The sequence below is a fragment of the Paraburkholderia sp. IW21 genome (assembly GCF_041321145.1).
Taxonomy (GTDB): Bacteria; Pseudomonadota; Gammaproteobacteria; order Burkholderiales; family Burkholderiaceae; genus Paraburkholderia.
Genome location: NZ_JBGGWA010000020.1, coordinates 1 through 25284, shown reverse-complemented (window position 1 = coordinate 25284; position 25284 = coordinate 1). Strand labels below are relative to the sequence as shown.

The 25284-nt window shown below is 61.6% G+C and carries 24 protein-coding genes and 3 pseudogenes; 11 read left to right on the top strand and 16 right to left on the bottom strand.

All coding sequences use genetic code 11. The features are described 5' to 3' along the window. The first annotated feature begins 33 nt into the window (after positions 1 to 33). The 3 genes and pseudogenes from ACAX43_RS31275 to ACAX43_RS31265 form a co-directional block, all read left to right on the top strand. Positions 34 to 1287, top strand: a complete 1254-nt coding sequence (locus tag ACAX43_RS31275; protein WP_370712262.1) for an ABC transporter permease — start codon at positions 34 to 36, stop codon at positions 1285 to 1287. Between the two features lie 36 nt (positions 1288 to 1323). After that, the gene (locus tag ACAX43_RS31270; RefSeq protein ID WP_370712206.1) at positions 1324 to 2151 is read left to right on the top strand and encodes an ABC transporter permease; all 828 of its coding nucleotides are present in this window, start codon (positions 1324 to 1326) and stop codon (positions 2149 to 2151) included. A gap of 117 nt (positions 2152 to 2268) precedes the next feature. Further along, positions 2269 to 2859: pseudogene (locus tag ACAX43_RS31265) on the top strand (transposase); the annotation flags it as partial. Here the strand turns inward: ACAX43_RS31265 and ACAX43_RS31260 are convergent. From ACAX43_RS31260 to ACAX43_RS31240, 5 genes are all read right to left on the bottom strand, one after another. Continuing rightward, positions 2859 to 3185, bottom strand: coding sequence for a cbb3-type cytochrome c oxidase subunit I (locus ACAX43_RS31260; protein WP_370712205.1), 327 nt, complete (start codon positions 3183 to 3185; stop codon positions 2859 to 2861). The pseudogene ACAX43_RS31265 and the gene ACAX43_RS31260 sit on opposite strands and share 1 nt — an antisense overlap. A 274-nt stretch (positions 3186 to 3459) precedes the next feature. Then, positions 3460 to 3618 carry a hypothetical protein gene (locus ACAX43_RS31255; RefSeq protein WP_370712204.1) on the bottom strand — a complete coding sequence of 53 codons (159 nt, stop codon included), beginning with the start codon at positions 3616 to 3618 and terminating at the stop codon, positions 3460 to 3462. Between the two features lie 28 nt (positions 3619 to 3646). Further along, a complete protein-coding gene (gene phbB, locus ACAX43_RS31250) occupies positions 3647 to 4390 on the bottom strand; it encodes an acetoacetyl-CoA reductase (protein ID WP_370712203.1) in 744 nt (247 codons plus the stop codon). 157 nt (positions 4391 to 4547) lie between these two features. Further along, a complete protein-coding gene (locus tag ACAX43_RS31245; protein WP_370712202.1) occupies positions 4548 to 5117 on the bottom strand; it encodes a phasin family protein in 570 nt (189 codons plus the stop codon). A gap of 295 nt (positions 5118 to 5412) precedes the next feature. Further along, positions 5413 to 5610 (bottom strand): hypothetical protein, encoded by a 198-nt coding sequence (locus tag ACAX43_RS31240; protein ID WP_370712201.1) that lies wholly within the window; start codon positions 5608 to 5610, stop codon positions 5413 to 5415. Between the two features lie 1100 nt (positions 5611 to 6710). Here ACAX43_RS31240 and ACAX43_RS31235 point away from each other — a divergent pair. Beyond that, positions 6711 to 6953, top strand: coding sequence for a DUF4148 domain-containing protein (locus ACAX43_RS31235; RefSeq protein WP_370712200.1), 243 nt, complete (start codon positions 6711 to 6713; stop codon positions 6951 to 6953). 395 nt (positions 6954 to 7348) lie between these two features. Here the strand turns inward: ACAX43_RS31235 and ACAX43_RS31230 are convergent, their stop codons facing one another. The 9 genes and pseudogenes from ACAX43_RS31230 to ACAX43_RS31190 all read right to left on the bottom strand — a co-directional run bounded on the left by ACAX43_RS31230 (position 7349) and on the right by ACAX43_RS31190 (position 13757). Further along, the gene (locus ACAX43_RS31230) at positions 7349 to 7567 is read right to left on the bottom strand and encodes a hypothetical protein (RefSeq protein ID WP_370712199.1); all 219 of its coding nucleotides are present in this window, start codon (positions 7565 to 7567) and stop codon (positions 7349 to 7351) included. After that, on the bottom strand, positions 7564 to 8004 hold the full coding sequence (locus tag ACAX43_RS31225; protein ID WP_370712198.1) for an SET domain-containing protein: 441 nt from the start codon (positions 8002 to 8004) through the stop codon (positions 7564 to 7566). Before ACAX43_RS31225 ends, ACAX43_RS31230 begins: the two co-directional genes overlap by 4 nt. Before the next feature lie 365 nt (positions 8005 to 8369). Next, positions 8370 to 8627 (bottom strand): annotated as a pseudogene (locus tag ACAX43_RS31220) (HU family DNA-binding protein); the annotation flags it as partial. Between the two features lie 428 nt (positions 8628 to 9055). Further along, the gene (locus ACAX43_RS31215) at positions 9056 to 9331 is read right to left on the bottom strand and encodes a hypothetical protein (RefSeq protein WP_370712197.1); all 276 of its coding nucleotides are present in this window, start codon (positions 9329 to 9331) and stop codon (positions 9056 to 9058) included. After that, positions 9328 to 10356: a D-2-hydroxyacid dehydrogenase family protein gene (locus tag ACAX43_RS31210; RefSeq protein ID WP_370712261.1), complete on the bottom strand. Its 1029-nt coding sequence runs from the start codon at positions 10354 to 10356 to the stop codon at positions 9328 to 9330. Before ACAX43_RS31210 ends, ACAX43_RS31215 begins: the two co-directional genes overlap by 4 nt. A 54-nt stretch (positions 10357 to 10410) precedes the next feature. Continuing rightward, entirely contained in the window at positions 10411 to 10788 is a 378-nt protein-coding gene (locus ACAX43_RS31205) for a glutathione S-transferase C-terminal domain-containing protein (RefSeq protein ID WP_370712260.1), read from the bottom strand. A 6-nt stretch (positions 10789 to 10794) separates the two neighbouring features. Beyond that, positions 10795 to 11010 carry a glutathione S-transferase N-terminal domain-containing protein gene (locus ACAX43_RS31200; RefSeq protein ID WP_370712196.1) on the bottom strand — a complete coding sequence of 72 codons (216 nt, stop codon included), beginning with the start codon at positions 11008 to 11010 and terminating at the stop codon, positions 10795 to 10797. Positions 11011 to 11017: 7 nt separating this feature from the next. After that, the gene (locus ACAX43_RS31195; protein ID WP_370712195.1) at positions 11018 to 12670 is read right to left on the bottom strand and encodes an MFS transporter; all 1653 of its coding nucleotides are present in this window, start codon (positions 12668 to 12670) and stop codon (positions 11018 to 11020) included. 148 nt (positions 12671 to 12818) lie between these two features. Beyond that, positions 12819 to 13757, bottom strand: a complete 939-nt coding sequence (locus ACAX43_RS31190; RefSeq protein WP_370712194.1) for a LysR family transcriptional regulator — start codon at positions 13755 to 13757, stop codon at positions 12819 to 12821. 143 nt (positions 13758 to 13900) lie between these two features. Between ACAX43_RS31190 and ACAX43_RS31185 the strand changes: the two genes are divergently transcribed. The 7 genes and pseudogenes from ACAX43_RS31185 to ACAX43_RS31155 all read left to right on the top strand — a co-directional run bounded on the left by ACAX43_RS31185 (position 13901) and on the right by ACAX43_RS31155 (position 22352). Then, positions 13901 to 15580: a thiamine pyrophosphate-dependent enzyme gene (locus ACAX43_RS31185; RefSeq protein ID WP_370712193.1), complete on the top strand. Its 1680-nt coding sequence runs from the start codon at positions 13901 to 13903 to the stop codon at positions 15578 to 15580. A gap of 41 nt (positions 15581 to 15621) precedes the next feature. Next, entirely contained in the window at positions 15622 to 17079 is a 1458-nt protein-coding gene (locus ACAX43_RS31180; RefSeq protein ID WP_370712192.1) for an NAD-dependent succinate-semialdehyde dehydrogenase, read from the top strand. A gap of 66 nt (positions 17080 to 17145) precedes the next feature. After that, a pseudogene (locus ACAX43_RS31175) lies at positions 17146 to 18139 on the top strand (MFS transporter). A 113-nt stretch (positions 18140 to 18252) separates the two neighbouring features. Continuing rightward, entirely contained in the window at positions 18253 to 19089 is an 837-nt protein-coding gene (locus tag ACAX43_RS31170; RefSeq protein WP_370712191.1) for a MaoC family dehydratase N-terminal domain-containing protein, read from the top strand. Positions 19090 to 19113: 24 nt separating this feature from the next. Beyond that, positions 19114 to 20274 carry an acyl-CoA dehydrogenase family protein gene (locus ACAX43_RS31165; RefSeq protein WP_370712190.1) on the top strand — a complete coding sequence of 387 codons (1161 nt, stop codon included), beginning with the start codon at positions 19114 to 19116 and terminating at the stop codon, positions 20272 to 20274. Positions 20275 to 20286: 12 nt separating this feature from the next. Continuing rightward, positions 20287 to 21465: a CaiB/BaiF CoA transferase family protein gene (locus ACAX43_RS31160; protein ID WP_370712189.1), complete on the top strand. Its 1179-nt coding sequence runs from the start codon at positions 20287 to 20289 to the stop codon at positions 21463 to 21465. 59 nt (positions 21466 to 21524) lie between these two features. Next, a complete protein-coding gene (locus ACAX43_RS31155) occupies positions 21525 to 22352 on the top strand; it encodes a CoA ester lyase (RefSeq protein ID WP_370712188.1) in 828 nt (275 codons plus the stop codon). Positions 22353 to 22992: 640 nt separating this feature from the next. Here the strand turns inward: ACAX43_RS31155 and ACAX43_RS31150 are convergent. Beyond that, positions 22993 to 24099 (bottom strand): catalase family protein, encoded by a 1107-nt coding sequence (locus ACAX43_RS31150; RefSeq protein ID WP_370712187.1) that lies wholly within the window; start codon positions 24097 to 24099, stop codon positions 22993 to 22995. Positions 24100 to 24971: 872 nt separating this feature from the next. Further along, positions 24972 to 25284 (bottom strand): Tar ligand binding domain-containing protein (locus ACAX43_RS31145; protein WP_370712186.1); only part of this gene is annotated, 313 nt, incomplete at its 5' end.

The following is a 25284-nucleotide window of genomic DNA, read 5'->3' as shown; positions in this document are numbered from 1 at the left end:
ATCATCCGACGAGAGCCCAACTTGACTACCAGCATGCCCGCTTCCGCCCAAGGCACGGCCCCGGGCTCTGCGACGAGAGCCGACGGCCGCGCGTCGTTTCAGAAGGCGCGCCGCCGCGCATCGATGCAGGCGCTGTTGCTTGCGCTGCCGTTGCTCGTGTTTCTGCTTTCGACGTTCATTGCGCCGATCATGCTGTTGCTCGCGCGCAGCGTCGAGAACACCGAAGTGCCCGACAGCATGCCCGCGCTCACGCGCGCGCTCAATGCGTGGGACGGTCGCGGCGTGCCGGACGAACACACGTTCGCCCTGCTCGCTGCTGGGCTCAGAGAGGCTCAGCAGAGCGGACAGCTCGGTACCGTGGCGCGGCGGCTCAACTTCGCTCAGCCCGAGTTTCGTAGCCTGTTGATGCGCAGCGCACGCCAACTGCCCGCCGATGCGCCCCCGGCGTGGAAACCGGCGCTCGTCGGACTCGACGAACGCTGGAATTCGCCGGAGACCTGGCGGTTGCTGAAGCGCGCCGCCGCGTCGCCGACGCCGGACTATCTGCTCGCCGCAGTCGATGCGCAAGCGACGCCGCAAAGCGCGGTCGCGTTCGTCCCGGACAACGCTTCCGTCTACCGGCAGGCGTTCGTGCGCACGATCTCAATCAGCGCCACGGTCACGTTGTTGTGCCTCGTGCTCGGCTATCCGGTCGCATGGCTGCTCGCGAATCTGCCCGCGAAAAGCAGCAACCGCCTGATGCTCCTGGTGATCGTGCCGTTCTGGACCTCGCTGCTCGTGCGCACGACCGCGTGGTACGTGTTGCTGCAACCGGGCGGCGTCATCAATAGCCTGCTGATGGGTCTCGGTCTCGCCACGCATCCGCTGCCGCTCATCTTCAACCGCGCGGGCGTACTGATCGGCATGACACACGTGCTCCTGCCTTACATGATTCTCGCGATCTATTCGGTGATGAAGAGCGTGTCGCCAGTGTACGTGCGGGCCGCGCAATCGCTCGGGGCGCATCCGTTCACCGCGTTCGTGCGGATCTACATGCCGCAGACGCTGCCGGGCGTCGGCGCGGGCTGCTTCCTTGTATTCGTGCTCGCGCTCGGCTACTACATCACACCTGCGCTGCTCGGGGGCGCAGGCGACGAGATGATCAGTCAGCTCATCGCGATACAGACCAACACGCAGCTTAACTGGGGCCTCGCCGGCGCGCTCTCGGCCTATCTCGTGATCTTTACGGCGATCGTTTATTTCCTGTTCAACCGCATCGTCGGCATCGACCGCTTGCGCTTTGGTTGAGCCCCGGGCGAAGCACGCACACGACGAAGGAAGGATATGCAAGTTCAACGCAACAAGGTGCTGACGGAACGCATCGCCGCGCGCTGGGTTCGGCTGCATAGCGCGCTCGTGCTGTTTTTCCTGATTGCGCCGATTCTCGCGATCATCCCGCTCTCGTTCAATTCGGGCTCGTATTTCTCGTACCCGATGCAGGGCTTCTCGCTGCGCTGGTACGAGCAGGCGCTCACGAGCGCGGACTGGCAACGGTCGCTGCTGAATAGCATCGGCATCGGCGCGGCTTCGACGCTGATCGCCACGTGTCTCGGCACGCTCGCCGCGCTGGGCCTCTCGCGCGCGCAGTTTCCGCTGCGCTCGCTGATCATGCCGCTCATCATCTCGCCGATGATCGTGCCGATCGTCGTCGTCGCGGCGGGCTTCTATCTGATCTTCGCGCCGCTCGGCCTTGTGAACTCATATCCCGGCGTGGTGCTGGCGCATGCTGCGCTCGGCACGCCATTCGTCGTGATTACCGTGACGGCGTCGCTGCTTTCGTTCGATCACAGTCTGTTGCGTGCCGCTTCCGGGCTCGGCGCGCCGCCCTGGGTCACATTCAGGCGCGTGACCTTGCCGCTCATCACGCCCGCGGTCGCGACCGGCAGTGTCTTCGCTTTCGCGACCTCGTTCGACGAAGTGATCGTCATTCTGTTCATCGGCGGCCCGGATCAAACAACCGTGCCGCGGCAGATGTGGAGCGGTATTCGCGACTCGATCGACCCGTCGATTCTCGCCGTGGCGACGATGCTGATTGTGTTCGCACTGCTGCTCTTCGCGAGCATTAACTGGCTGCGCGGCCGCACGGCCGCCGCCAGCAACGCTTTTATCTGACGCATCGAGGGAACCTGGGGCCGAGCTTATGTAAGCTTCGATTCGCGAGCGGGCTGCGTTTCCGGGCAGCGGTTTGTCTTCGGGTCAGACAAGCGCACATAGCGGAGGATGAGACAGATGAAGCGATTCGTTCAAGGCGATAAACATACGCAAAGCTTTCTCCTTCCCGAAGCGCTTGATGTGACTACGTGACGGACACCAATCCTGTGCGCGTGGTGGACATCTTTTGTGGATGAGCTCGATCTTCAGAAGCTCGAGTTTTAAGGCGTTGAGCCCGGGCTGACGGGACGACCTTCGTATCATCCGGAGGTGATGCTCAAAATCTGCTACGGTTACCTGAACCGTATTCACTCAAGCTGTCGCCTTGAACGTGACGCCCAGCGCAACGTCGAACTGATGTGGCTCACGGGACGTCTGGCGCCGGGCTTCAAGGCCATTGCGCGGTTCCGTAAAGACAACGGCAAAGCGATCCGCAGCGTCTGCCGTCAGTTCGTGATGCTACGCCAGCGTCTGAACCTCTTCGCAGATGCGCTCGCTGCGATCGACGGAAGCAAGTTCAAGGCGGTGAACCATTGCGACCGCAACTTCACGAGCGCCAAGCTCGAACGGCGCATGTGTGACATTGAGTCAAGTATCGCCCGGTATCTCGAGGCGATGGACACAGCCGATCGCCAGGAGCCCGCGATTGCGAAGATCAGAACACCTCGTTAAGACGAGCCGAATGCTTTGGGAAACCAGTAGTAGTAGTAGTAGTAGGCGGCAATCATGCCAAACAGCAGGCCCGGCACCGCAACATTATGAAAGTGCGCAACCAGGAACACGCTGTTGTGCACCTGATAGTCGATCCCGGGGTCAGCAAGCGGAATGCCGCTCATGCCGCCCAGCACGAAGAGAAGCATGAAGCCGATTAAATAGATCGTCGACACGGTAAATCGTATCCGGCCGCGAAACATCGTTGTCATCCAGTCGTAGATCTTCACGCCGGTCGGAATGCCGATCAACATGGAGGCGATGCCGCACAAGCGATTTTGCATTCTTCACCACGCGGTCTTACTCGACCATCTCCGCAACGTGACAGTGCCGCGCGAGAGCGGCCGCCGCGCCTGAGAATGCAGCAGCCCAATCAAAAAATATCGCCGTTTCATCGTCGCGCGAATCGATGCTTACCGCCGCGGCGTTCGATGCAGCGGCAACCATTGCGTAGGTGTTGCCAGTGTGCGTTTCGTGATGAAACGCGTGTGCACATCCATTCTGGCAACGATGCGATCACCCCCGGTACCGCTAGAACAGGGTAACGAGCGCAGCAGCTCAATGCCGGGCGCTGCTCCAGTCCTGCCCGTTGTGAAGACGAACCATCTGTCTGAGTCGCTTTCGGCGCATTTGCTCCCGGTGATAGTGAGCGGCGACAAACACGGCTGCCATCACGAGCGCGAATGAACCTACGACGATTGCCGCCGCTTCATTCATCGGAACCTCCATTGCTGACCTCTCCGGTTCACTGCAGGTGTTGCCCCCCGTTGATCGCAATGTTGGCCCCGGTCACGAAGCCCGCTTCGCGCGAGCACAGGTACAGCACGAGTGCCGCGACTTCGTCGGGCTGTCCGAGCCGGCCGACCGGAATCTGCGGAATGATCTTCGTCTCGCGGATTTCCGCAGGCACTGCCATCACCATCCTGGTCGCGATATAGCCGGGCGAGATCGTGTTGACGGTGACGCCTTTCTTCGCCACCTCAAGCGCCAGCGATTTCGTGAAGCCATGCACACCGGCCTTCGCCGCCGCATAGTTGGTCTGGCCGAACCCACCCTTGGAGCCGATGATCGACGACACGTTGATGATGCGGCCCCAGCCACGCTCGACCATGCCGTCGCACATGGGCTTCGTCATGTTGAACACCGAATCGAGGTTGGTCCGGATTACCGCGTCCCAATTAACTTTGTCCAGTTTCCTGAAGCTCGCGTCGCGCGTGATACCGGCGTTATTGATCAGGATGTCGACCGGTCCGACTTCAGTCATGATTTGCGCCGCGCATCTTTCGCACGAGTCGTAGTCGGCGACGTCGACCGTGTACGCGCGGAATTGTCGTCTCTGCGCTTCCATCCGTGCGAGCCACTCGTTCGCACCGGTGTTGCCCGGCGAACAGGTGACCACGACTGCATACCCGGCGTCATGCAGCTTGATGCTGATCGCTTCGCCAAGTCCACCCATACCACCCGTCACCACCGCGATCTGCTTTGCCATCGAATCGTCCTCACAAAAAAATCGGCCTCGTAAACATCTGGAGCAACGCTGCCTTCAGTCAAGAATTAAATGTACTTGAAACTGGATTCCGCCACCCTTAAGGATTCCTTCATATAACACAAGAACAGCAACGCGGGCATCGCTGCCCGCGTCGGCCTTACCCCTTCGCGCCCGCGGCTACGGGAGCCTGCCCGGCGTTGCGTCGCGCGGCCTTTGACGCTGTGGCCGTGAATGCGTCAAGATTGCTCCCGGCAACCTGCACGGCCTGTTGCCCCGTCTTCTGCAGCGTTTCGTACAGGGTCGTGGTGGCGCTGATCGCGGATTTCCACGCAGCGATCGCCGCTTCGGACCCTGCCGGAGCGCTCTTCGACGCGTCCTCAATGAGGGCCTGCACGCGTGCGTTATATCGCTCGTACTGCGTCTGTGCGAGTTGGGTTATCTCAGCCTGCGTGGTCGATGCGACGTCGAACACTTGCCGACCGTATGACAGCGTTTTTTCCGAGAAAGGCCCGGTGAAACCCGCTTGCAGCGCGAACCACTGCTGCGGATCCGGCGTGTCGGGCACCTTCGTCATGTTCTCCTGCGCCTCGGCCAGCGTGGACCTGACGACCTGCAGGTTCAGCGCGACCAGTTTTTCGACGCCTTCAAAGACCTTCGCGGTCAACCCGAAGAATGCGTCGACGTTGACCTTCGCGGCAGCGACTTGCTCGGGACTCAATAGAGCCATTGTTGAATTCCTCAAAATTCGGTCCAACGCGCGAAACCCCGATCGGACGGGTGTGTTGCGGCGGATCGTCATGGTGGATAAATCGAAGTACAAGGACGCCTGTCAGGCAACACGCGGCGCGAGGACTTCGCTCGGTCGTTACATCAACAGCACCTACAAACCAACCCCCTGAGACGCTTCGGCCACGGCTGTTTCTTCGGCGCGCATGCTGTGTGATGCAGTGGCGCTCATGTAGAACATGGGGACAGCAAACGCCGCGATTTCTTCAGGACCGGGAGGTGTACGCCGCAGATGTCTAGCGCATCCGGGCGACGGCCTTGAGAATGGAATCGCCGTCGCTTGTGACATGAGGACGTGGGCGTCCTGACGCGAGGTTTTCCAGGGATATGAGTTGCCGCTCCAACAGCGTGTCCAGCTCAGCGCGGCCCAGTTCGATCTGGTCCGGCGCGTCTTTGATGAGCATTAAGGTGGCAAATTCATGGGGACTCAGCATATCGTCTCCTCGATTTAGTCTGTCTGCGCGGAGAGGATTAATGACCCTCTCCAGCGTGAATGCCCGGCAAATATTCCTGCCGCCCCTCCTCCGTAAAGCGATCATGCGAGAAATCGAATCACGGAGACGCCATCATAACCGCTCAATTTTCGAATGCAATATGTGGGATGCTTTTTTTGGTATATGCCGTTTTGTCTGTTGATTATTCCCTATCGGATGGCAACGCGTTACACGCTCAATCTTTTGATTATTTCAATGGGACGCCCGCCCAGAAAGGCTTATATTGATCAGGAATACATATTGATGTTTTAATAACTAATTTAATTAATGTCGCGAATCCATTGTGACTGCATTGGGATAATTTATATTTGAAGATCATATTCATAGGTCGGTGCTTTTTCGAGATGACTATCTCTATAGCACGACATTGAGAAATATTTATTACAGCGCGTGAATTAGCTACATTGCCCTGAACGTCGGTCAGCACAAAGACTAAACGACGGTTGACCCTCCGCTACTGTCGCGAAGGAACGGGAGAAAGCTGCACAACCGGCAAAACCACCGTTCAGTATCGGACGCAAGTCGTCGTCTGCTGAGTGAAGTACCTCCGGCACAGCGGGTCAAGCACTCCACCAGGTGTGGATGCACGAGACCCCGCGAATACATGTCTACTCGACCGCAATCAAGATCAACACCGACGAGCTTGCGTTGCCGGTGAGTGCGTTCTTGGCGGGCAGCGTCTTTATGTACAGAGTCTTGCCCTCAATTCGAAACTGACGCACTTGAGTCGTGCCCGTCCATGACTGGTTCCACGAATCAATATGGTGGCTACGCGAGCACCGCTTCCGGTCCCGCGAACGGGCGCTTCGCATACACCCCCCACTCAGACGCACGCAGCGGCGCGAGCTACCGGGCAAAGACCGCGGGCTCGGCCAACTGCGTGTATCTACGGCGAAGTGCCTGGCGAGCGCTATCGTGCGATCCTCGCCCCCTATGGGGACTCCGCGGAAATAATCGAGCAATCGGACCTGGACTATACGGTCCTGCGACCCGGTTGGTTCACGCGCTAGCGTCCAACTCCCTTCCATCTTTGATGTCCCATGAAATCTGTGATTCTTACGCTCGCCAGCGCATCTATTTTGAGCGCTCCTATCTTTTCCCATGCCGAATCGACAGGCCCGGTTACACGTGCTAGCGTTCGCGAAGAGCTTGCCCAACTCGAGAAGGCCGGATACAACCCTGCCCATTCTGATCCGAACTACACAGAGTCACTGCGCGCCGCACAAGCCCGCATATCAGCACAGCAGGAGAAGAACGGAAGTTCCGTGTCGCCCAACCGCTGAATCGAGCGCCAACGGTCGCGAGGTACTTATGCCACGCTACCTCCCGCTTCGCACCATTACTGAAAATTCCTAGTCTTTGTCGAGGTGGTTCCTGAAAACGGTGATGCGTTTTCTGAGCCATCGCATCAAAAAATCGGCGGCGGTTTGGTGCCGACGTCGCGGGGGGACGTGGATTTACTGGGCCGTGCAGCAGGTTGCTCGCTGGTCGGGCCGAGCCGCCGGTTCAGATCCGACAGCGCTCGACAGACGGACATGCGAGCAGGCGTCCCCGTCAGTGCCAGTTCAATGGTCCAGCAGTTCCGGCAGACTCATTCCCCTGCTCTCTTTCGCGCGAACTTCCGATTCTGCATAAGGATGCTCCCCCGCATCTGTCGAGATGCGCGCTGGCGTCGACGTCACCACCAATCGTCAAGCTCCAGCGACATCGGTTTCTTTGTGCTTGCGCAGGATTGCCGTCGGGTGCATCTCCCTTTGGCAACGGTGGTTTTCAGCACATCGGGATGAAAAACCACATCCACGCCGATCCGGACAAAGCCATCATTCTCCTGCTCCAGGCCGTTGCCGGGTCTCGGGAAAGGAAGGCTGCCGTTTCCCTCCTGCGGCGTCCTGTTCACCCAGCGTCCGCCAGCATCGACTGACGGCAGTCCGCCGCGGCGCATCGACACACGTACTGCCCCCGAACGTCTTCATCCAGAGGATCGTCAGTGGCCAGCAGATAGTCGATGAACAGTTCTTCGCCTGTCTCAATCGGCCGTAGTGTGTGAATGAAAATCCGCTCGCCATCCTCGATGGTTTCGCAGTTTGGCGTACAGGCGTGGTTCAGCCACCGAGCGCTGTTGCCGCCCCGGCTGCCATCAATGACGCGTCCATCCGAGAGGCCGAACAGGAACGTATGTCCTGCGACGCCTTCACACCGGTGCCGGCGCAACGCGTTTCGCCACGTCGTGATTTCACCCTTGTACTCAAGCACGCGTTCGCCCGCCGCGAGCGGACGCATGGCAAATACACCCTTGCCGTGCACCGGCGATCTCCGGACGGTAATGCGTCGCATTGTGTTGCCCTGACTGCGGTCAATATGCGAGTATAGGGCGGCCAATTTGAGGCGCCATAGGTGCATAAGGAAGATACATTTGCTGCGACAGTCAGCATGCGAGGGCCGCGCTTTCAGTCTTGCCGGCGCTCAGGTTGTGATCCGCGACATTGCGGAATGGTCGCCGGTCGCATTGCGACGGAGGCCAGCCTCAGAAAAGCTGATTACCCAGCTCACGCAGGCTGACCCACTTCGCGGTGCTCACGAAGGTCCTGCCGGCGGTGTCGAGCGATTCGATCATCGCGCCCTGCCCACGTGCTTCCGCGATGACGCGCACGATGCGCCCGATGCGCGTCCGGTAGCGCAGCAACGCACCGATGATCGGGCACGAGGTCTGCGGCCGGGAGCTGGATCTCGGCACCGGTCGCCGGGTTGCGGCCGACCCGCGCCGCGCGCGCGCCCACCGAAAACGAACCGAAGCCGATCAGCTGTACCGTCTTGCCCTTCGCCAGTTCGCCCATGATGGCCGCGATCACCGCATCGATCGTCTCGCCGGTTGCCGCCTTCCTGGCGCCGGTCTTCGCGGCGACCGCATCCACCAGGTCCTGCTTGTTCATTGTTTTTGCCTCGTTAAGGTTGTGAATGTCGCCACCCTACCCGACCCGCGCGCCTTTACGCAATTAGCCGACGGCCGGACTAATCCGCGATCACATGCCCTGCACGCATGTCCCCATGGGTAAGCGGTGCATGACGCCGCCGATAAACCGGGCCGACGCATCGGGTCTCATTCCGGTACTGCCAATCGCCCGTGTCAGCGGCATGGATTTGATGAACAGGCGGGCGCAGCCCACTCCGGCGACGCACCGACGGGCAAATGCGGCCGCTCCCGGCGCGGGCGCACCCTCGAGTACGTCTGATGGACCGCCCGCTGCTGGTCCGCGCCTTTTGCGTCGGTGCCCTGCTTGCTCTCCGGTGGCCGGGCCGCATCGCGGCGATCCGGTTGCGCGCACGCCGGCTACCCGTCGGTGCACAGCGTCGTCACGCCAGGTGCGATCCGGCGACGTCACCCGGTTTATATAAGGGCCAGTGTCCGCAAACGAATGTCGAGGCTGGTTTCAAATAGTGAAATGCCCGGAAGCCAACTTGACAGGCAAATTTCGACCCTATGCGGCCAGCCGAGGCGCGGCGGCAAATGCCCGCTGAACATCCGGATTCGGCCGTTCACGATGCGCTGCGTCGCCTGTTCGTTGGTCAGGAAGAAAGCCGGTTCGCCGGCTTCGATCCGTGATGCGATTGGGTTGTCGCTGCGAAACACGGCCAGCCGGGCATCTTGTATAGCGTCCGTCAAGGCGTGATTCCATCAAGGCGCTCCGGTGCAGTTCGCTCACCGGCGGCCAGATGAGTTAGCAGGTTTCTGAACGCCGAGCCGAACAGGATTTCATAGCTGTTCTTCTCCACGTATCCGAGGTGCGGCGAACACAGACAGTTCTCCAGGTGCCGGAGCGGATCGTCTTGCGGCAGCGGCTCGGTGTCGTAGACGTCCAGGGCCGCCATGCCCGGACGACCCTGCCCGAGCGCGCGCACGAGCGCCCCTGGCGCAACGACGCCCGCACGGCCCGTATTTACGAAGAGACTGGTCGGCTTCATGCGGGACAGGTCCTCGTACGTGACTGCGGCAAGCGTCGAATCGCTTTGCCGCAGATTCACCGACAGAACATCGGACTGTTCGAACAGCGCTTCGCGCGAAGACGCGCTCTGGAATCCGTCCGCGAGCGCAGCAGCGCGCGATCGGTCGCTGCCCCATACCTGAATCTTCATGCCGAAAGCCGCGCCGTAGCGCCCGAGGATCCTGCCGATCCGGCCATAGCCCCAGATGCCCAGCGTGTCGCCATGCAGTGAAACACCAATGCCGAACCCGCGTGGAAACGCAGGATCTTCGAGGCCGCTGTACTGCCAGCGGCCCTGGTCCATGTATCGTAGGTACTGCGGCAGCCGTCGACGAGCCGCGAGAACCAATGCCCACGTCAGTTCGGCAGCCGAGACGCCGTCACTCTCGCCCTCGATGATCGCAATGCGGCGCTCCGTGCATGCGGCGATATCGATATGTGCGGTGCTGTCGCGCGCTACCCGTCCTGTCTGCACAATGACACGCAGCCATGGCAAACGTTCGATGACCTCGCGCGTCAGGCGGGTCCGCTCGCGGATCAGCACGGCGATGTCGGCGCCCGCGAGGCGTGCAACGAGTTCATCGCCGGAGTCCGCCCATTCGCGGTGAACAACGATGTCGGCTTGCGGCAGCCGTTCGCGCAGCAACGCAAATGCGTCGAGATGGCGTACGAGGTCCTGGAAGTCATCGAGTACGACTATTTTCATGGTGGTGTCTGTGGCAGTCATGGCCTGAACCAGAAGAGGATGATGTAGCGACGTTCACGCGGTCGACCGGGTCGCAACCATGCTCTCGCGCGCCGAGACATCGTCGAGCCACGCGGCAAGCGAGGGCTGCGCAGCGCGCCACGCGATGCCCGGAAAACGGAAATCGAGGTAAGCCAAAGCGCAGGCAATCGATATGGCGCCAATGCCGAAGCCCGAAGGCGGCGCTTCGTGCGCCAGCGTCGTCACGCCCCGTTCGATTACTGCGCGCCAGCGACGCAACCAGTGCGTCGACTGCATTGCTTCAGGCCGCCTGAGTTCGAGGACGGACGCAACCGCCGCGTCCATCAACCCGTCTCCGAGCGCCTGGGCGCGCAGCGCAGCGATCCGCGCCGGGCCGTCTGGCGGAACAAGCCGCGGGCCGCCGCCAAGCATGTCCACCTATTCGCAGATCAGCGGACTGTCGAAGAGCGTCGTATCACGCGTGCGCAGCGCCGGCACCTTGCCGAGCGGATTGGCGGCCAACAATTCGGGCGCATCGTCATGCGGACTCAACGCCGTCTCCCGCAGGACATTCAGCAGTCCGCGCTCCCGTGCCAGAACGCGTACCTTCCTCGCGAACGGCGAACCAGGGCTGTAGAAGAGCTGCATCGTCATCGTGTGCTCATCCATCGATGTCGACGCCCCTCGTCTCGCGGATGAACAGCGCCGCGACGATGAACGTGAACCCGGCAATCACGCTGGGATACCACAGCCCGCTATAGATATTCCCGGTCGATGCGATCAGCGCGAACGACACCGTAGGCTGCAGGCCGCCGAACCAGCCAGTCGCAATGTGATAGGGCAGCGACAGTGACGTATAGCGAATGCGAGCAGGAAACATTTCTACCAGCATCGCGCCGAGCACCGAATAGCTCATGGCCGCGTAGATCATCAGCAGGATCAGAAGGGTCATCACGCCAGGAATGTTCATCTGCTCTGGCGCGGCCTTCAGCGGATAACCCGCCGACTTGAGTGCAGCACCAAGCGCGGACTTCAGCGCCACTTCCTTCGCTTTCGCGTCGGCAGGCGCCAGCCCCTTGGCGTCGTACGACTCGATACGTTGCGAGCCGATGACGATCACCGCATTGCTGCCCGCGGACGCGCTCTGCGTCGAGTAATTCGCCGAAGCCTGTGCAAGTGCGAGCTTGGCGATATCGCAGGAGCTGGTAAATTTCTTGGTGCCGGTCGGATTCATCTGGAACGAACACGTATCGGGATCGACGAGCACCGAAACGGGCGCCGTGGCTTGCGCCGCGGCAAGCGCCGGGTTGGCAAAGTGAGTGAGACCGCGGTAGATCGGGTAGAACGTCAACGCGGGCAACACTAAACCGACGAGCAGGATTGGCTTGCGTCCAATCCGGTCCGACAGCCAGCCAAAGAACAGGAAGAACGGGCAGCCGACCGCAAGCGCGACGATCACCATCAGATTGGCCGTGCCGATGTCGACCTTCAGCGTCTGCGTCAGGAAGAAGAGCGGAAAGAACTGGCCGGTGAAATACACGACCGTCTGGCCGGCACACAATCCGAAGAGCGCAAGCAGGACGGCACGCAGGTTTTCCCAGCGGCCGAACGCCTCCTTGAGCGGCGCTTTCGACGAGCGGCCTTGCGCCTTCATCTGTTCAAATACCGGCGACTCACTCATCGAGAGCCGGATATAGAGCGAAATACCGAGCAGGATCACCGATACGAGAAACGGAATGCGCCAGCCCCAGACGTCGAACTCCGGGCCGCTCAGCTTGATGCTCGCCATCACGACCAGCAGGGACAGCACCATGCCCGCAGTGCCGGTGGTCTGAATCCACGCCGTGAAATAGCCGCGCCGCTCCTTCGGTGCGTGTTCAGCGACGTAGGTCGCCGCCCCGCCGTATTCGCCGCCGATGGCGAGACCTTGCACCATGCGCAGCACGATCAGCAGCACCGGAGCGAGCACACCCACCTGCTCGTAAGTCGGCAGCATGCCCGTCAGGAATGTGGCGGCGCCCATCACAACGATCGTCAGCAAGAACGTGTGCTTGCGCCCGACGATGTCGCCGAGCCGGCCGAACAGCATCGCACCGAGCGGCCGCACGATGAAACCCGCCGCAAAGCCTAGCAGCGCGAAGATGAAGCCATACGTGGGACTGACGCCTGCAAAGAAGCGCTTCGCGATGACTGCGGCGACACTGCCGTAGATGAAGAAGTCGTACCACTCGAACACGGTCCCCAGCGAGGACCCGAAAACGACTTTGCGCTCCTCCGCCGATAGCGAGGGCCGACTCGTCGTGATAGTTGCCATATTGCTGTCTCCTGTTTTTTTGATATGTCTTCGTGCGAGCGTATTCTTTCGCCCACACCGGACAAACAGCAATGGCTTAGGTGTTATAGCAGATGTGCCAAAATGGCATCGCCCGGCCAGCGAACCGGAAATGGCATCGAGCTTGCGTTTATGTCTCCAGCGCGACGAGCCCGAATCCGTCCGCCTTGTCCGCGACGAGTTCCGTGACGAGGGTCTTGATTTCCTGCTCGACGAGGCGAATGCCGCGCGTGATTGGACGCCGGACCGCTGTCGCGAGCATCAGTTTCGTCTGCAGATCCGGCGCGGCGATACGGTGCGCGACCAGCGTACCCGCCGCCAGTTCTTTGAGCACCGCCGGTTTGGCCAGCACCGTGCACGCCAACCCGGAGACCACGATCTCCTTGAGCAGTTCGAGTGTGTCGACCTCGTATTCCACGTTCAGCCCGATGCCCGCGTCGCTCGCCGCGTATTCGAGGGTGCGCCGCAGTCCGTGATTGCGGGTGGGCAACACGAGCGGCACCTCGCTGAGCGCAGACAGCGTCGCCTCGGTGGGTAGATCGAAGGCCGTATCGGCGTTCGGCATAATGAAGAACAGTTCGGCCGCCGCGAGCGGATCGACCGCGACGGTCGACGAGCGCCGTGCATCGTGAAGGACCGCCATATCGAGCCGCCCGTCAACGAGCCATTCGTGCACATAGCCGCTGTACCCGGACACGACGTTTACGCGCAATTGCGGATATTTGTCGCGTGTTGCGGTGATGAGCTTGAGGCCGAACAAGTTGCATACCGTCGGCGTCAGCCCCACCGTGACAAGGCCGCATGGAGAGTCGCGCTCGGACTGAAGGTCAGCGGGAATCGCCGCGAGCTGGCGCACGAGCGGGCGCGCCCGCTGGAGCAGCGTTTCGCCCTCCGGTGTCAGCGACACGCCCCGCCCGTGGCGATAAAAAAGACGTACGCCGCACTCCTCTTCGAGCTTCTGGATTTGCCGCCCCAACGCGGGTTGCGCGATGCCCAGTACCGTCGCCGCTTTCGAAAAACTGTCGAACGCCGCCACCTGCATCAGCAGTTCGAGCCGCCGTAGATCCACCTTTCCTCCGCTGCCAGAACGGCATAGCTGATATGCCAGCTATCTAATTGATATCGATCCGGGATCATACAACAATGCCCCCATAGCTAGCTCACCGCCACCCTGCAATTGCGCCGGCCGCACAAAACCCTCGACTCCACGTCATGAAGCACAACGAACTGACTACCTCTTCACACGCACTTCTGTCCGTTTTTGCCGCCAACGGCATTGACCGGATCTTTCTGGTACCTGGCGAAAGCTATCTCGGCATTCTCGACGCGCTGGGCGATTTCCCGGAGATCGACGCCGTCACGTGCCGGCATGAAGGAGGCGCGGGCTTTATGGCATGCGCGGATGGGCGTCTGACGCAGCGTCCGGGTGTCGTCATGGTGAGCCGCGGACCCGGCGCGACGAATGCGTCGATTGCCGTGCACACAGCCCAGCAAGACGCCATTCCGCTGATCCTGGTGGTTGGGCAGATTCCGAAAGCCGATCTGCGCAAGGAAGCGTTCCAGGAAATCGATTATCAGAAGATGTACGGATCGATCGCGAAGTGGGTCGTCGAAGTGACCGAACCGGAGCAACTCGCGACGGCGGCGTTCAAGGCCATCCGGATCGCGACCAGTGGTACGCCGGGTCCGGTGGTGCTCGTGATTCCCGAAGACATCCAGCAACAGGCCGTCGAACCTCAGGTATGGCAGGCGGTACCGCTCGCGTCGACCGTGCCGCAGCCCGGGACCGTCGACCGGATCGCGGAGCTCCTCGACAATGCGGAACGACCGTTGATTATCGCAGGCGGCGCGCTCGCCGCGCCGGGTGGCCGCGAAGCGCTGCTGCGCCTCGCGGAGAAATATCACGTGCCGGTTGCTGTGTCGTTCCGGCAGCAGGATCTCTTTCCGAACCAGCATCCGCTCTATGCCGGCGACCTCGGCCTCGCCAACCCGCAGGACCAGATCAACCTGTTCAAGACGAGCGACCTGATCTTCGCGCTCGGGACGCGCATGGGCGATATCACGACGCAAGGCTATCGCTTCCCGCGCCTGCCGCGTCCGACGCAAACCTTCGTGCATTGCTACCCGGACGAGCATATCGTCGGGCTGCATTTCGCCGCGGATATTGGTGCCGTGTGCGACCCGGCGGCGCTCGCCGATGCGCTGGTTGCAGCCTCAGGATCGCGTGCTTCCCCCCCCCAGCGAACCGAGTGGTCACGCAGCGTGCGCGCCATCGCAGCGCGCATCGCGCAGTGGCCGGAACAGAACCCTCACGATGGCGTGCCGTTCACCGACGTCGTGCGCTCGCTCGCAAAGCTTGCGCCAGCGGACGCTGCTGTGTGTCTCGACGCGGGCACGTTCGCCGCGCCGGTCTACCGGCATTTCCCGTTTCGCTACCCGCAACGGCTGATGGCGCCGCTCTCCGGCGCGATGGGTTACGGCACGCCGGCGGCAATCGCGACACAGTTGCGCAACCCTCGCCAGAAGACCATCTGCCTTGTCGGCGATGGAGGTTTTCTGATGACAGGCAACGAAATGATCGCGGCCGTCGAGCGTGATTTGCCGATCCTTTTCATCGTGTCGAACAATAACTGCTACGGCTCGATCCGCATCCACCAGGAGCGCGCCTATCCGGGAAGACATGTCGGCACCACACTCTCCAACCCCGATTTCATCCAGATCGCACGCGCCTTCGGCGTCACGGCCGAGCGCATTTCGGCTGCGCATGAAATCGATGCAGCGATCGCACGCGGCCTCACCGCGCAGAGGCCGTACTTCATCGAGGTGACGACAAGCCTCGCGGCCGTCCTTCCCGCTGCGCCGGCTCAAGCCGCTGGCCGCTCAGGAGATTGAGGCATGCGTCCAGACACCCTCAACCGCAAAAGGAACCCGATATGTTGAAACTTCAACGAGCGGACCTCTTTCGCGAGGCCGCTTACGTCGGCGGCGAATGGTCTACAGGAAACGGTCACACGTGGGTCCCGGTACACAATCCGGCGACGGGCGCGCAGCTCGGCCGTGTGCCGTCGCTCACGCGCGCGAATGTCGAGGAAGCGATCGCCTCGGCAAATGCCGCGTTTGCGCAATACCGGCAATGGACCGGCAAGGCGCGCGGCGCTGTGCTGCTCAAGTGGGCGTCGCTGATGCTCGAACACAAGAACGATCTCGCGCAGATCATGACCGCCGAGCAGGGCAAGCCGCTTCGCGAGGCCCAGGGAGAAATTGACTATGCCGTGTCGTTTCTCGAGTGGTTCGGTGAAGAAGCGAAGCGCGTCTATGGCGATACGATCCCGGCGCCGCGCGGCAATCAGCGCATCACGGTGATTCGCCAGCCGGTAGGCGTATGCGCGGCGATCACACCATGGAATTTTCCTTCGGGCATGGTCACGCGCAAGGTCGCGCCCGCGCTCGCAGCGGGCTGCACCGTCGTGCTCAAGCCGGCTCCGCAAACGCCCTTCTCCGCGCTCGCGCTGTGCGTGCTGGCCGAAGAAGCCGGCCTGCCTAAAGGCGCATTGTCGGTTGTCACCGGCGATGCCGTGGAAATCGGCGCAGCACTGATCGAAAGCGAAACGGTGCGCAAGCTGTCGTTCACCGGCTCGACCGCGGTGGGCAAGAAACTGATGGCCGCCTGCGCCGGGACGGTAAAAAAAGTGTCGCTGGAACTGGGCGGCAACGCGCCCTTCATCGTCTTCGACGACGCGAATCTCGACCAGGCCGTGCAAGGCGCGATCGCGTCCAAGTTCCGCAACGCCGGGCAGACCTGTGTGTGCGCCAACCGCTTTCTCGTACAGGCAGGCATTCATGACGCCTTCGTCGAACGGCTCACGCAGGCGGTGCGCGAAATGCGCATGGGACACGGCACCGAAGACGGCGTGACGCTCGGTCCGCTCATCGACGATGCCGCGCTTCGCAAGGTCGAACGCCTTGTAGCCGACGCGCGCTCGAAAGGCGCGAGCGTCCATGCCGGCGGCGAACGCCACCCGGCTGGCCCGTCGTTCTACGCGCCGACGGTCCTGACCGACGTGACGGACACGATGTCGATCACGCAGGAGGAGATTTTTGGCCCGGTAGTCGCAGTCACCCGGTTCACCGACGAAGCCGAAGCGCTAACCCTCGCGAATGCAACGCGCTATGGGCTTGCCGCTTATTTCTACACGTCGGATCTGAATCGCAGCATCCGTGTAACCGAAGCGCTCGACTTCGGCATCGTCGGCGTCAACGAGGGGGCGATCTCGACGGAAGTCGCCCCTTTTGGCGGCGTAAAGGAATCGGGCTTTGGCAAGGAAGGATCGCGCTACGGGATCGACGAATACTCGGAAAGAAAGTACGTCTGCCTCGGCAATGTCGCCTGACACGCGATAGATGACGCACGACCCATGACGCAAAACGCGCTGGTCGTTACACAGGAGACAGGCAACATGGACGTAAGCAGCACCGACACCGCAGCAAGACCCGCGGTACCGGCTAGACCCGCGGTATCCACACTGACGTTCCCGCAACGCATCAAGTCGATTTTCAGCGGCTCGGTCGGCAATCTGCTCGAGTGGTACGACTGGTACGCCTATTCCGCGTTTTCCCTCTACTTCGCGAAGTCGTTCTTCCCGAGCGGCAGTGGCACCGAACAGCTGCTGAATACCGCTGCCATCTTCGCGGTCGGCTTTCTGATGCGGCCGATCGGTGGCTGGCTGTTCGGCCTTTACGCGGACAAGCGCGGCAGAAGGGCCGCCCTCCTGCTGTCGGTGTGCATGATGTGCGGCGGCTCGCTGATCATCGCAGTGTGTCCCACGCATGCGAGCATCGGCATCGGCGCGCCCGTGCTGCTCGTGTTCGCGCGCCTTTTGCAGGGCCTGAGCCTCGGCGGCGAATACGGCACGTCTGCCGCTTACCTCGCGGAAATGGCCACGCCGAAGCATCGCGGCTTCTATGCGAGCTTCCAGTACGTGACGCTGATCATGGGCCAGTTGGTCGCGATCGCGTTGCTCGTGCTGTTGCAACGGGTGCTGCTGAGTTCCGCCGAGCTCGAGGCGTGGGGCTGGCGGATCCCGTTCGTCATCGGTGCGATCATCTCGGTCGTCGTGTTGTATCTGCGTTCGGCGATGACTGAAAGTGTGCTGGACGGCATTCTGGATCGTAATGGCCGCGCTGGTCATCGTGAGCGGCTATACGTCGATCAACGCGATCGTCAAGGCGGAGATGTTCCCTGTCGAGATTCGCGCACTCGGCGTAGGTTTTCCGTATGCAATCGCCGTCTCGGTGTTCGGCGGCACGACCGAATACCTCGCGCTCTGGCTCAAGAACGCAGGACACGAAAGCTGGTTCTACCGGTACGTGACAGGGTGTATCTTCTGTTCGCTGCTGGTTTATGGATTCATGCGGGAAACGCGCGATCACTCGATGCTGGATCGCGACTGATTCCCGGCTTGCATCATCGATGACCGCGTTAGCGACCCACGACACCCATCGCGATTGAGGAGCAATACGTGGATTTGTCCCATCTTCAGCAATGGCGCGGGCGGGAGTCTACCGTGTCCGAACCCATCGATGCCCGCCAGGCCGCCGCGCTCGGCGCAACGCTCGACAGCGCCGGTCCGGTGCCTGCGCCCGGCGACGCGTTGCCGCCGTTGTGGCACTGGGCTTATTTCAATCCGATGCAACGTCAATCCGAACTCGGCACGGATGGCCATCCCGCACGCGGCGGCTTCCTGCCACCCGTGCCGCTGCCGCGCCGCATGTGGGCAGGCGGGCGTCTGCGCTTTGTGCAGCCGCTGCTCGTGAGCGCAGAGGTTTCGCGGACGTCCAGAATCGCCGACGTGCGCGAGAAGCAGGGCCGTTCCGGCCACCTGATCTTTGTCGAAGTGACGCACGAACTGCGCGATGCGTCGGGTCTACTGATGGTCGAGCAGCAGGACATCGTCTACCGCGACGCCCAGGCCGCAGATGCCCCGATGCCACCGCCGACGGCCGCGCGCCGCGACGAAGCATGGCGACACGCCGTTCATCCCGACGAGACAATGCTGTTCCGCTATTCAGCCGTCACCTTCAACGGGCACCGCATCCACTACGACCATCAGTATGTGACCCGCGAGGAAGGCTATCCGGGTCTGGTCGTGCACGGCCCGTTGATTGCCACGCTGCTTGCCGATCTGTTGCATCGCGAGATGCCGTCCGCAACGCTGCATGAATTCGAATTCCGGGCACAACGGCCGACGTTCGTCGGTCACTCATTCGAGGTGTGTGGCAAGCCTGCTGACGACGGCGAAACCATCCACCTTTGGGCACGCGATCACGAAGGCTGGTTGACGATGCAGGCCACCGCGCGCGTCTCGCACGAAACACCTTTCAATTCCCGCTCTTCCCGCTAGAACGCCGAAACCATGGATAACACGATGTACAACCCAAACGATCAATACCAGGAGATCCGCGAAGCCGTACGTGATCTGTGCAGCCAGTTTTCCGCGGAATACTTTCGCAAGATTGACGAAGCACGGGGCTACCCGGCCGAATTCGTCGATGCGCTGACGCAGGCTGGCTGGCTTGCCGCGCTGATTCCGCAGGAGTACGGCGGCTCGGGACTCTCGCTCACCGAGGCGTCCGTGATCATGGAAGAGATCAATCGCTCAGGCGGCAATTCGGGTGCCTGCCACGGCCAGATGTACAACATGGGCACGTTGCTACGGCACGGCTCGGAGGCGCAGAAGCATAAGTACCTGCCGAAGATAGCCAGTGGTGAACTGCGGCTGCAGTCGATGGCCGTGACCGAGCCGACCACCGGCACCGACACAACGAAGATCAAGACGGTCGCCGAGCGTAGAGGCGAGCGCTACGTGGTGAACGGACAGAAGGTGTGGATCTCGCGCGTCCAGCACTCGGACCTGATGATCCTGCTCGCGCGCACGACGCCCATCGACCAGTGCAAACGAAAGTCCGAAGGGATGTCGGTTTTCGTGGTCGATCTTCGCGAAGCGATCGGCAACGGTCTGACGGTTCAGCCGATCACGAACATGGTCAATCACGAGACCAACGAACTGTTCTTCGACAACCTGGAAATTCCCGTGGAAAACCTCATCGGCGAAGAGGGTCAGGGATTCAAATACATTCTGGACGGCCTGAACGCCGAACGCGCACTGATTGCGGCTGAATGCGTCGGCGACGGCTACTGGTTCATCGACAAGGTATCGCGCTACGTGAATGAACGCGTGGTGTTCGGCCGCCCGATCGGCCAGAACCAGGGCGTGCAGTTTCCGATTGCACGCGCCTACGTGAACGTCGAAGCGGCAAGCCTGATGCGCTTCCAGGCCACTGCACTCTTCGACGCCCACAAGCCTTGCGGCGCCCAGGCGAACATGGCGAAGCTGCTTGCGGCCGACGCGTCGTGGGAAGCGGCCAACGCGTGCCTGCAGTTTCACGGCGGCTTCGGCTTCGCGTGCGAATACGACGTGGAACGCAAGTTCCGCGAGACCCGCCTTTATCAGGTCGCACCGATCTCGACCAATCTGATCCTGTCGTACGTGGCCGAGCACGTGCTCGGCTTGCCGCGTTCCTTCTGAGCGGAGATGAAGATGCGTCCACTCGATGGAATCAAGGTCATTACGCTCGAACATGCGATCGCCGCGCCGTTTTGCACGCGGCAACTCGCCGACCTCGGCGCGCGAGTCATCAAGGTGGAGCGTCCGCTCACCGGCGCCTTCGCGCGCGGATACGACGGGCGCGTATCGGGGCTCGCGTCGCACTTCGTGTGGACCAACCGCTCGAAGGAGAGCATCACACTCGACGTCAAGCAGCCGGCGGCGCGTGAGGTCCTGATGGCGTTGCTGGCCGATGCGGACATTCTCGTGCAGAACCTGGCTCCCGGCGCAGCGGCGCGCCTCGGTCTGTCTTACGAAACGTTGCATGCGGATCATCCACGCCTGATCGTCTGCGACATTTCCGGTTACGGAGACGACGGCCCGTATCGCGACAAGAAAGCCTACGACCTGCTTATCCAGAGCGAAGCTGGCTTTCTTTCCGTGACGGGCGGCCCTGACGCTCCAGCGAAAGCGGGCTGTTCGATTGCCGACATCTCAGCCGGCATGTACGCCTATACGAATATCCTCGCCGCGCTCATGCAACGCGAACGCACGGGCGCCGGCACGAGAATCGAGGTGTCGATGCTGGAGAGCATGGTCGAGTGGATGGGTTATCCGCTCTACTACGCGATCAACGATCAGCCGCCGCCGCCCCGCGCCGCAGCCGCGCATGCGACGATCTTTCCGTATGGACCGTTTCGCGCGGGCGACGGCAAAACCGTCATGCTCGGACTCCAGAACGAGCGCGAGTGGAAGACATTCTGCGAACACGTTCTGCTGCAGCCTGAACTGGAGAACGATGTGCGCTTCGACGCGAATCCGCGGCGCGTCGAGCATCGCGACGCGCTAACCCGCATCGTCACCGAAGCATTCTCTTCGCTGACGGCGATGCAGGTCATCGAGCGTCTCGAACAGACGGGCATCGCAAGCGCGCAGATGAACGAGATGAAGGATGTATGGAATCATCCTCAACTGGCTGCCCGCGAACGCTGGACCGAAGTGGCGACGCCGGCCGGCCCGATCCCGGCGCTGTTGCCGCCGGGCACACCGGGTGCCTGGCAGCCGAGAATGGACGGCGTGCCGGCGCTCGGTGAGCACACCGCGTCGATTCTCGATGAACTTGGCTATACCCCGGCAGACATCGAGCGTATGCGCGCGGATCACGTGATTTAGAAAAACCACCGCGCCTCACGGCGTCCTCGATCCCACGCGACCGCACAACCGGCGATCATATGACTCTCCCGCTTCCCCGTTCGTATCTGTTTGTTCCTGGCAATCGCCCCGAGCGCTTTCAGAAAGCGTGCAGCAGCGGCGCCGACGCAGTGGTCATCGACCTCGAAGACGCGGTGCCACCGGCAGATAAAGTGGCCGCCCGTGCCCACGTGCACGACTGGCTCTCCCGGGGCGGTGCCGCTTATGTGCGGGTCAACGCGTCGGACACAGAATGGTTCACGGACGATGTCCGGGAGATCGCACTCATTGCGACCGTGCGAGGCATCGTCTTGCCGAAGGCGGAACGCCCCGAGCAGATCGACCTCGTCTCCCAGTTCGCTCATCGCAGCGCGGAGTGCCTGCCGATTCTGGAGAGCGCGCAAGGCTTTGCCAACATCCGGTCATTGTGCGAGACGCCGCGCGTGAGTCGGCTGCTTTTCGGGTCGCTCGATCTGCAAGCCGATCTGCGCATCGGCGCCGATGACGAGGAGCTTCACTATTTTCGCTCGATGATCGTGCTGCATTCCCGCGCGGCCAGGCTTGCACCGCCCGTCGATGGTGTCACGACGAATTTCGAAGAAGTCGCTCAGATACGTCACGACACAGAGCAGGCGAAGCGCTTCGGCTTTCGCGCGAAATTGTGCATCCATCCGAAGCAGATCGCACTCGTTCACGATGTGTTCGCCCCGAGCGCAGCCGAGCTTGAATGGGCCGGACGGGTCATCGCGGGCATCGATGCAAGCGCGGGCGGCGCGGTGGCGATCGACGGCAAGATGGTCGATGCGCCGGTAATCCTTAAAGCGCGCGAAATCCTTGCCAGCGATCATGCACACGCCTGGCATGAGTGATTGGACCCGATGATCCGCCGGATCCACGATGCTCGTTTCGCTTTGCCTTTCTAGGCCGATGCGCCTCCGCCGGCTGATCCTGCCTTTTGATCTTGCCTCGCGTCTCGGCAAGTTTCCGGGACGACGGGAAGGATCCACTGCGGGCGCAATTGATGCAGTAGCATCGATACGCCATGGCAGGGGCTGGAGCGGGCAGGGAGCGCACCCCCACCCCGGCTGTGGCGACACCCGGCGATGAGTCGCGGACGCACCCTTCCGGGCGCCCCGTCCGCCGGCGTGCTCAAATTGCGTGTTTGGTGATAACGCGTCAGCACATTGCCCCGCTAGCCGCCCCGGTAACAACATGCGTCGGTCTGGACGCCGCGAGCGATAGCCGTCATCCGCCACAGCAGCCCAATTCTCGCGAGAATCCTCACGCGGCACGACCAGCTGCTGGCCTCGGTGCCGGCTCATCGGTCAGCGGCGTGTGAGCACCTGACCCGCCGTATCGTCGATGCCCCTTGCTCACAATCGCGTCTGATCGAGCTGGCTGGCAACGGTCAGCGGCCTCGTGCCGCAGCGAAGCATGTTCTGACACGCATCGCTGCGGCGATCCCAACAGCAGGAGGGTACCCGGATCAACCGGCCACGCGTTGCAGGCTTACGGCAGCAGCCCGTCCAGCGTTTGCGGTTCATGCATCGGGCAGCCGTTCCGCGTGCCCCGGAACCCTGCCGACATTTCATAGACGGGTTTCCGCGAACGGTTCACACCGCCAATCGGACGATGCGCCGCCAGGCCGTGCCACGGGGAAAACGCCAGAGTGTCGTCAACTACGCCGGACCGCGCCTCGGTCCACGCTGGCTGCGGCGAGACCCGGATCCGGGCCACCGTAATCGGCGGGCTGAGGTCTTCCGGCCATATTGCCGACGCATCTTCCACTGGCATTTTTTCAATGTCGGTGGCGAGTTGAACGCGCACCTCCCATTCCCCGTCATGGGTTGCAAAGAACTCATTGACCGATTCGCGCAGTCCGTCGGGCCTGCCGGACAGGTCGACCTTGGCATCGGTCAACGCGGCGAGTTCCGCACTGACCGGCACCACGGTGACTTTGCAGTAGTACAGGCCGTAAAGCAATGGAACCACCGTGCTGTACGTTTCGCCGAGAAGGTTGGTTTCGGGATGCCCTCCGAGACTTTTGATAGTCGGACTTTCCGCTCCCACAGCTTCGATGACAGCTTCAGTGCCACGCAGTATCGCCGACATCGCACGCTTTACACTGGGCGCTTTATCCGTTGTCTTCGAGAGCATTTTGAGACTCTTGAGGAACGCTTTCGGCGTCGGCGCAGTGAAAGCCGGCGCGTTCTGCATCACAAAGTCCTGCGTAACCTGATTCTCGGCGCCCGGCAGTCGCGCTCCTTCGACACCCATGATTTTTATTCCGAGACCGCGCGGGGTTGAAACGTTGTCATCCAGAATGTCGCCTGGATTCGTGGAGAAGCGCATGATCACTGGGAAGGCGCCGGGCCTTGCGAATGCACCTTGCGCCAGTTCGGCCGGCAGGTTATCGAGAATCTGGATCTCGCCCTGCAGCAGGCCATGGCTTTTTGCATGCACGCCTCGCATCGCATGACCGGTGTCCCTGTACGTGGTTTCAATAATCACACGAATCGCCTCACCCAGTTCACGGATGGTTTCCGGCTCATCGTCAGGGACCTGCTCGAATGCGGGATCGAACGGCAAAGGTTGAATACTGAGAACTTGGGACATGAGGACTCCAATGGATTGGGCTGGTTGCCAGTTGTCGAGCACTTTGCGTGCCGCATCGCTACCCTTTGCAAGGCGGTATCGGCGCCGAGCCGATGCAAACAGTCGAGCACTTTGCGTGCCGCATCGCTACCCTTTGCAAGGCGTATCGGCGCCGAGCCGATGCAAACCTTGCGCAGTCGTGAACGCCGTATGTTCCCGTTGCCCGTTTTGCTGTCCTGACTTTGGGTTCGCTACCAGCGGTGGGCTGGATGCATGGGAGGCATTTTTTAGACGCTTCCTGCCCAATCAATCGCGAAGCTTGGCCATTCCGGTTTGCCGCTACCGTTGAGGAGCGTGGTCCCGTTTTCCCGAGCATCCCGGAAACTCGAGACAGGCGCAACCCAGGACATCGCCCCCGGCACCACCAGAGTTCACTTACCTTTACCGCTCGTCGGCATGGGGCTCTGATGTCATGCTCGACCGAGCCTGCTGAATCAGTGTGGAAAATGGCGTCTGTCTCCCACGCGTCGTCATTGAAACCGGGCACGGGCGATGCTCCACTGCGAAGGCAGTTGGTTTGACCGTGCGGCATTTCCGCCGCACGTGCGCCAGAGCATTTCTGCTCTGAGAGCGGGGCGCCCATTCCGGGTTGAACGCGATCATCGGGTCGCGCTGCTGTCCGGCCTGCCTTTGCGGTTGCGATCGACCTTTAGATGCCGGAGCAAGGCGCAGCGCGCGCCTCGTATCACGGTGGTAAAGCGCTCGGCCGGTCCGTCCACCGGAGAATGCCATGTTTGCGCCCGTGCGGGTCGTCAAAACAAATCGATGCGAGCAGAAGAGAAGCTTGGACATAAGGGTGCTCGCCGTTATTTCAGCGCGTAACGAGCCCCTCTTCATTGGCCGATATGTCTGCGTTCGGTGATTCGCGCAGCGACATCCACTGCTGGCGGGAGAGGCAGACGTGATTGTCGTGGTGCGCAACCGTCGCGCTCTCGCAAAACGTGCGGTGACTCGCTTTTGCGGACCGCTGCAGCAAGACTGCTTTCAGTCGACGTGGCGGGCAGAGCCAGGTATTGAGTCCAAGCCTCCATGCCTTGCCCTTTGAGCATGCGGTAAGTGGCCACGTCTTTGTCGACGGTCGGTGCTGTGGGATCGAAGGCGATCCGGTCGACGGTCGTCCGCTCGCGGCTGATCGACAGTTCGGCA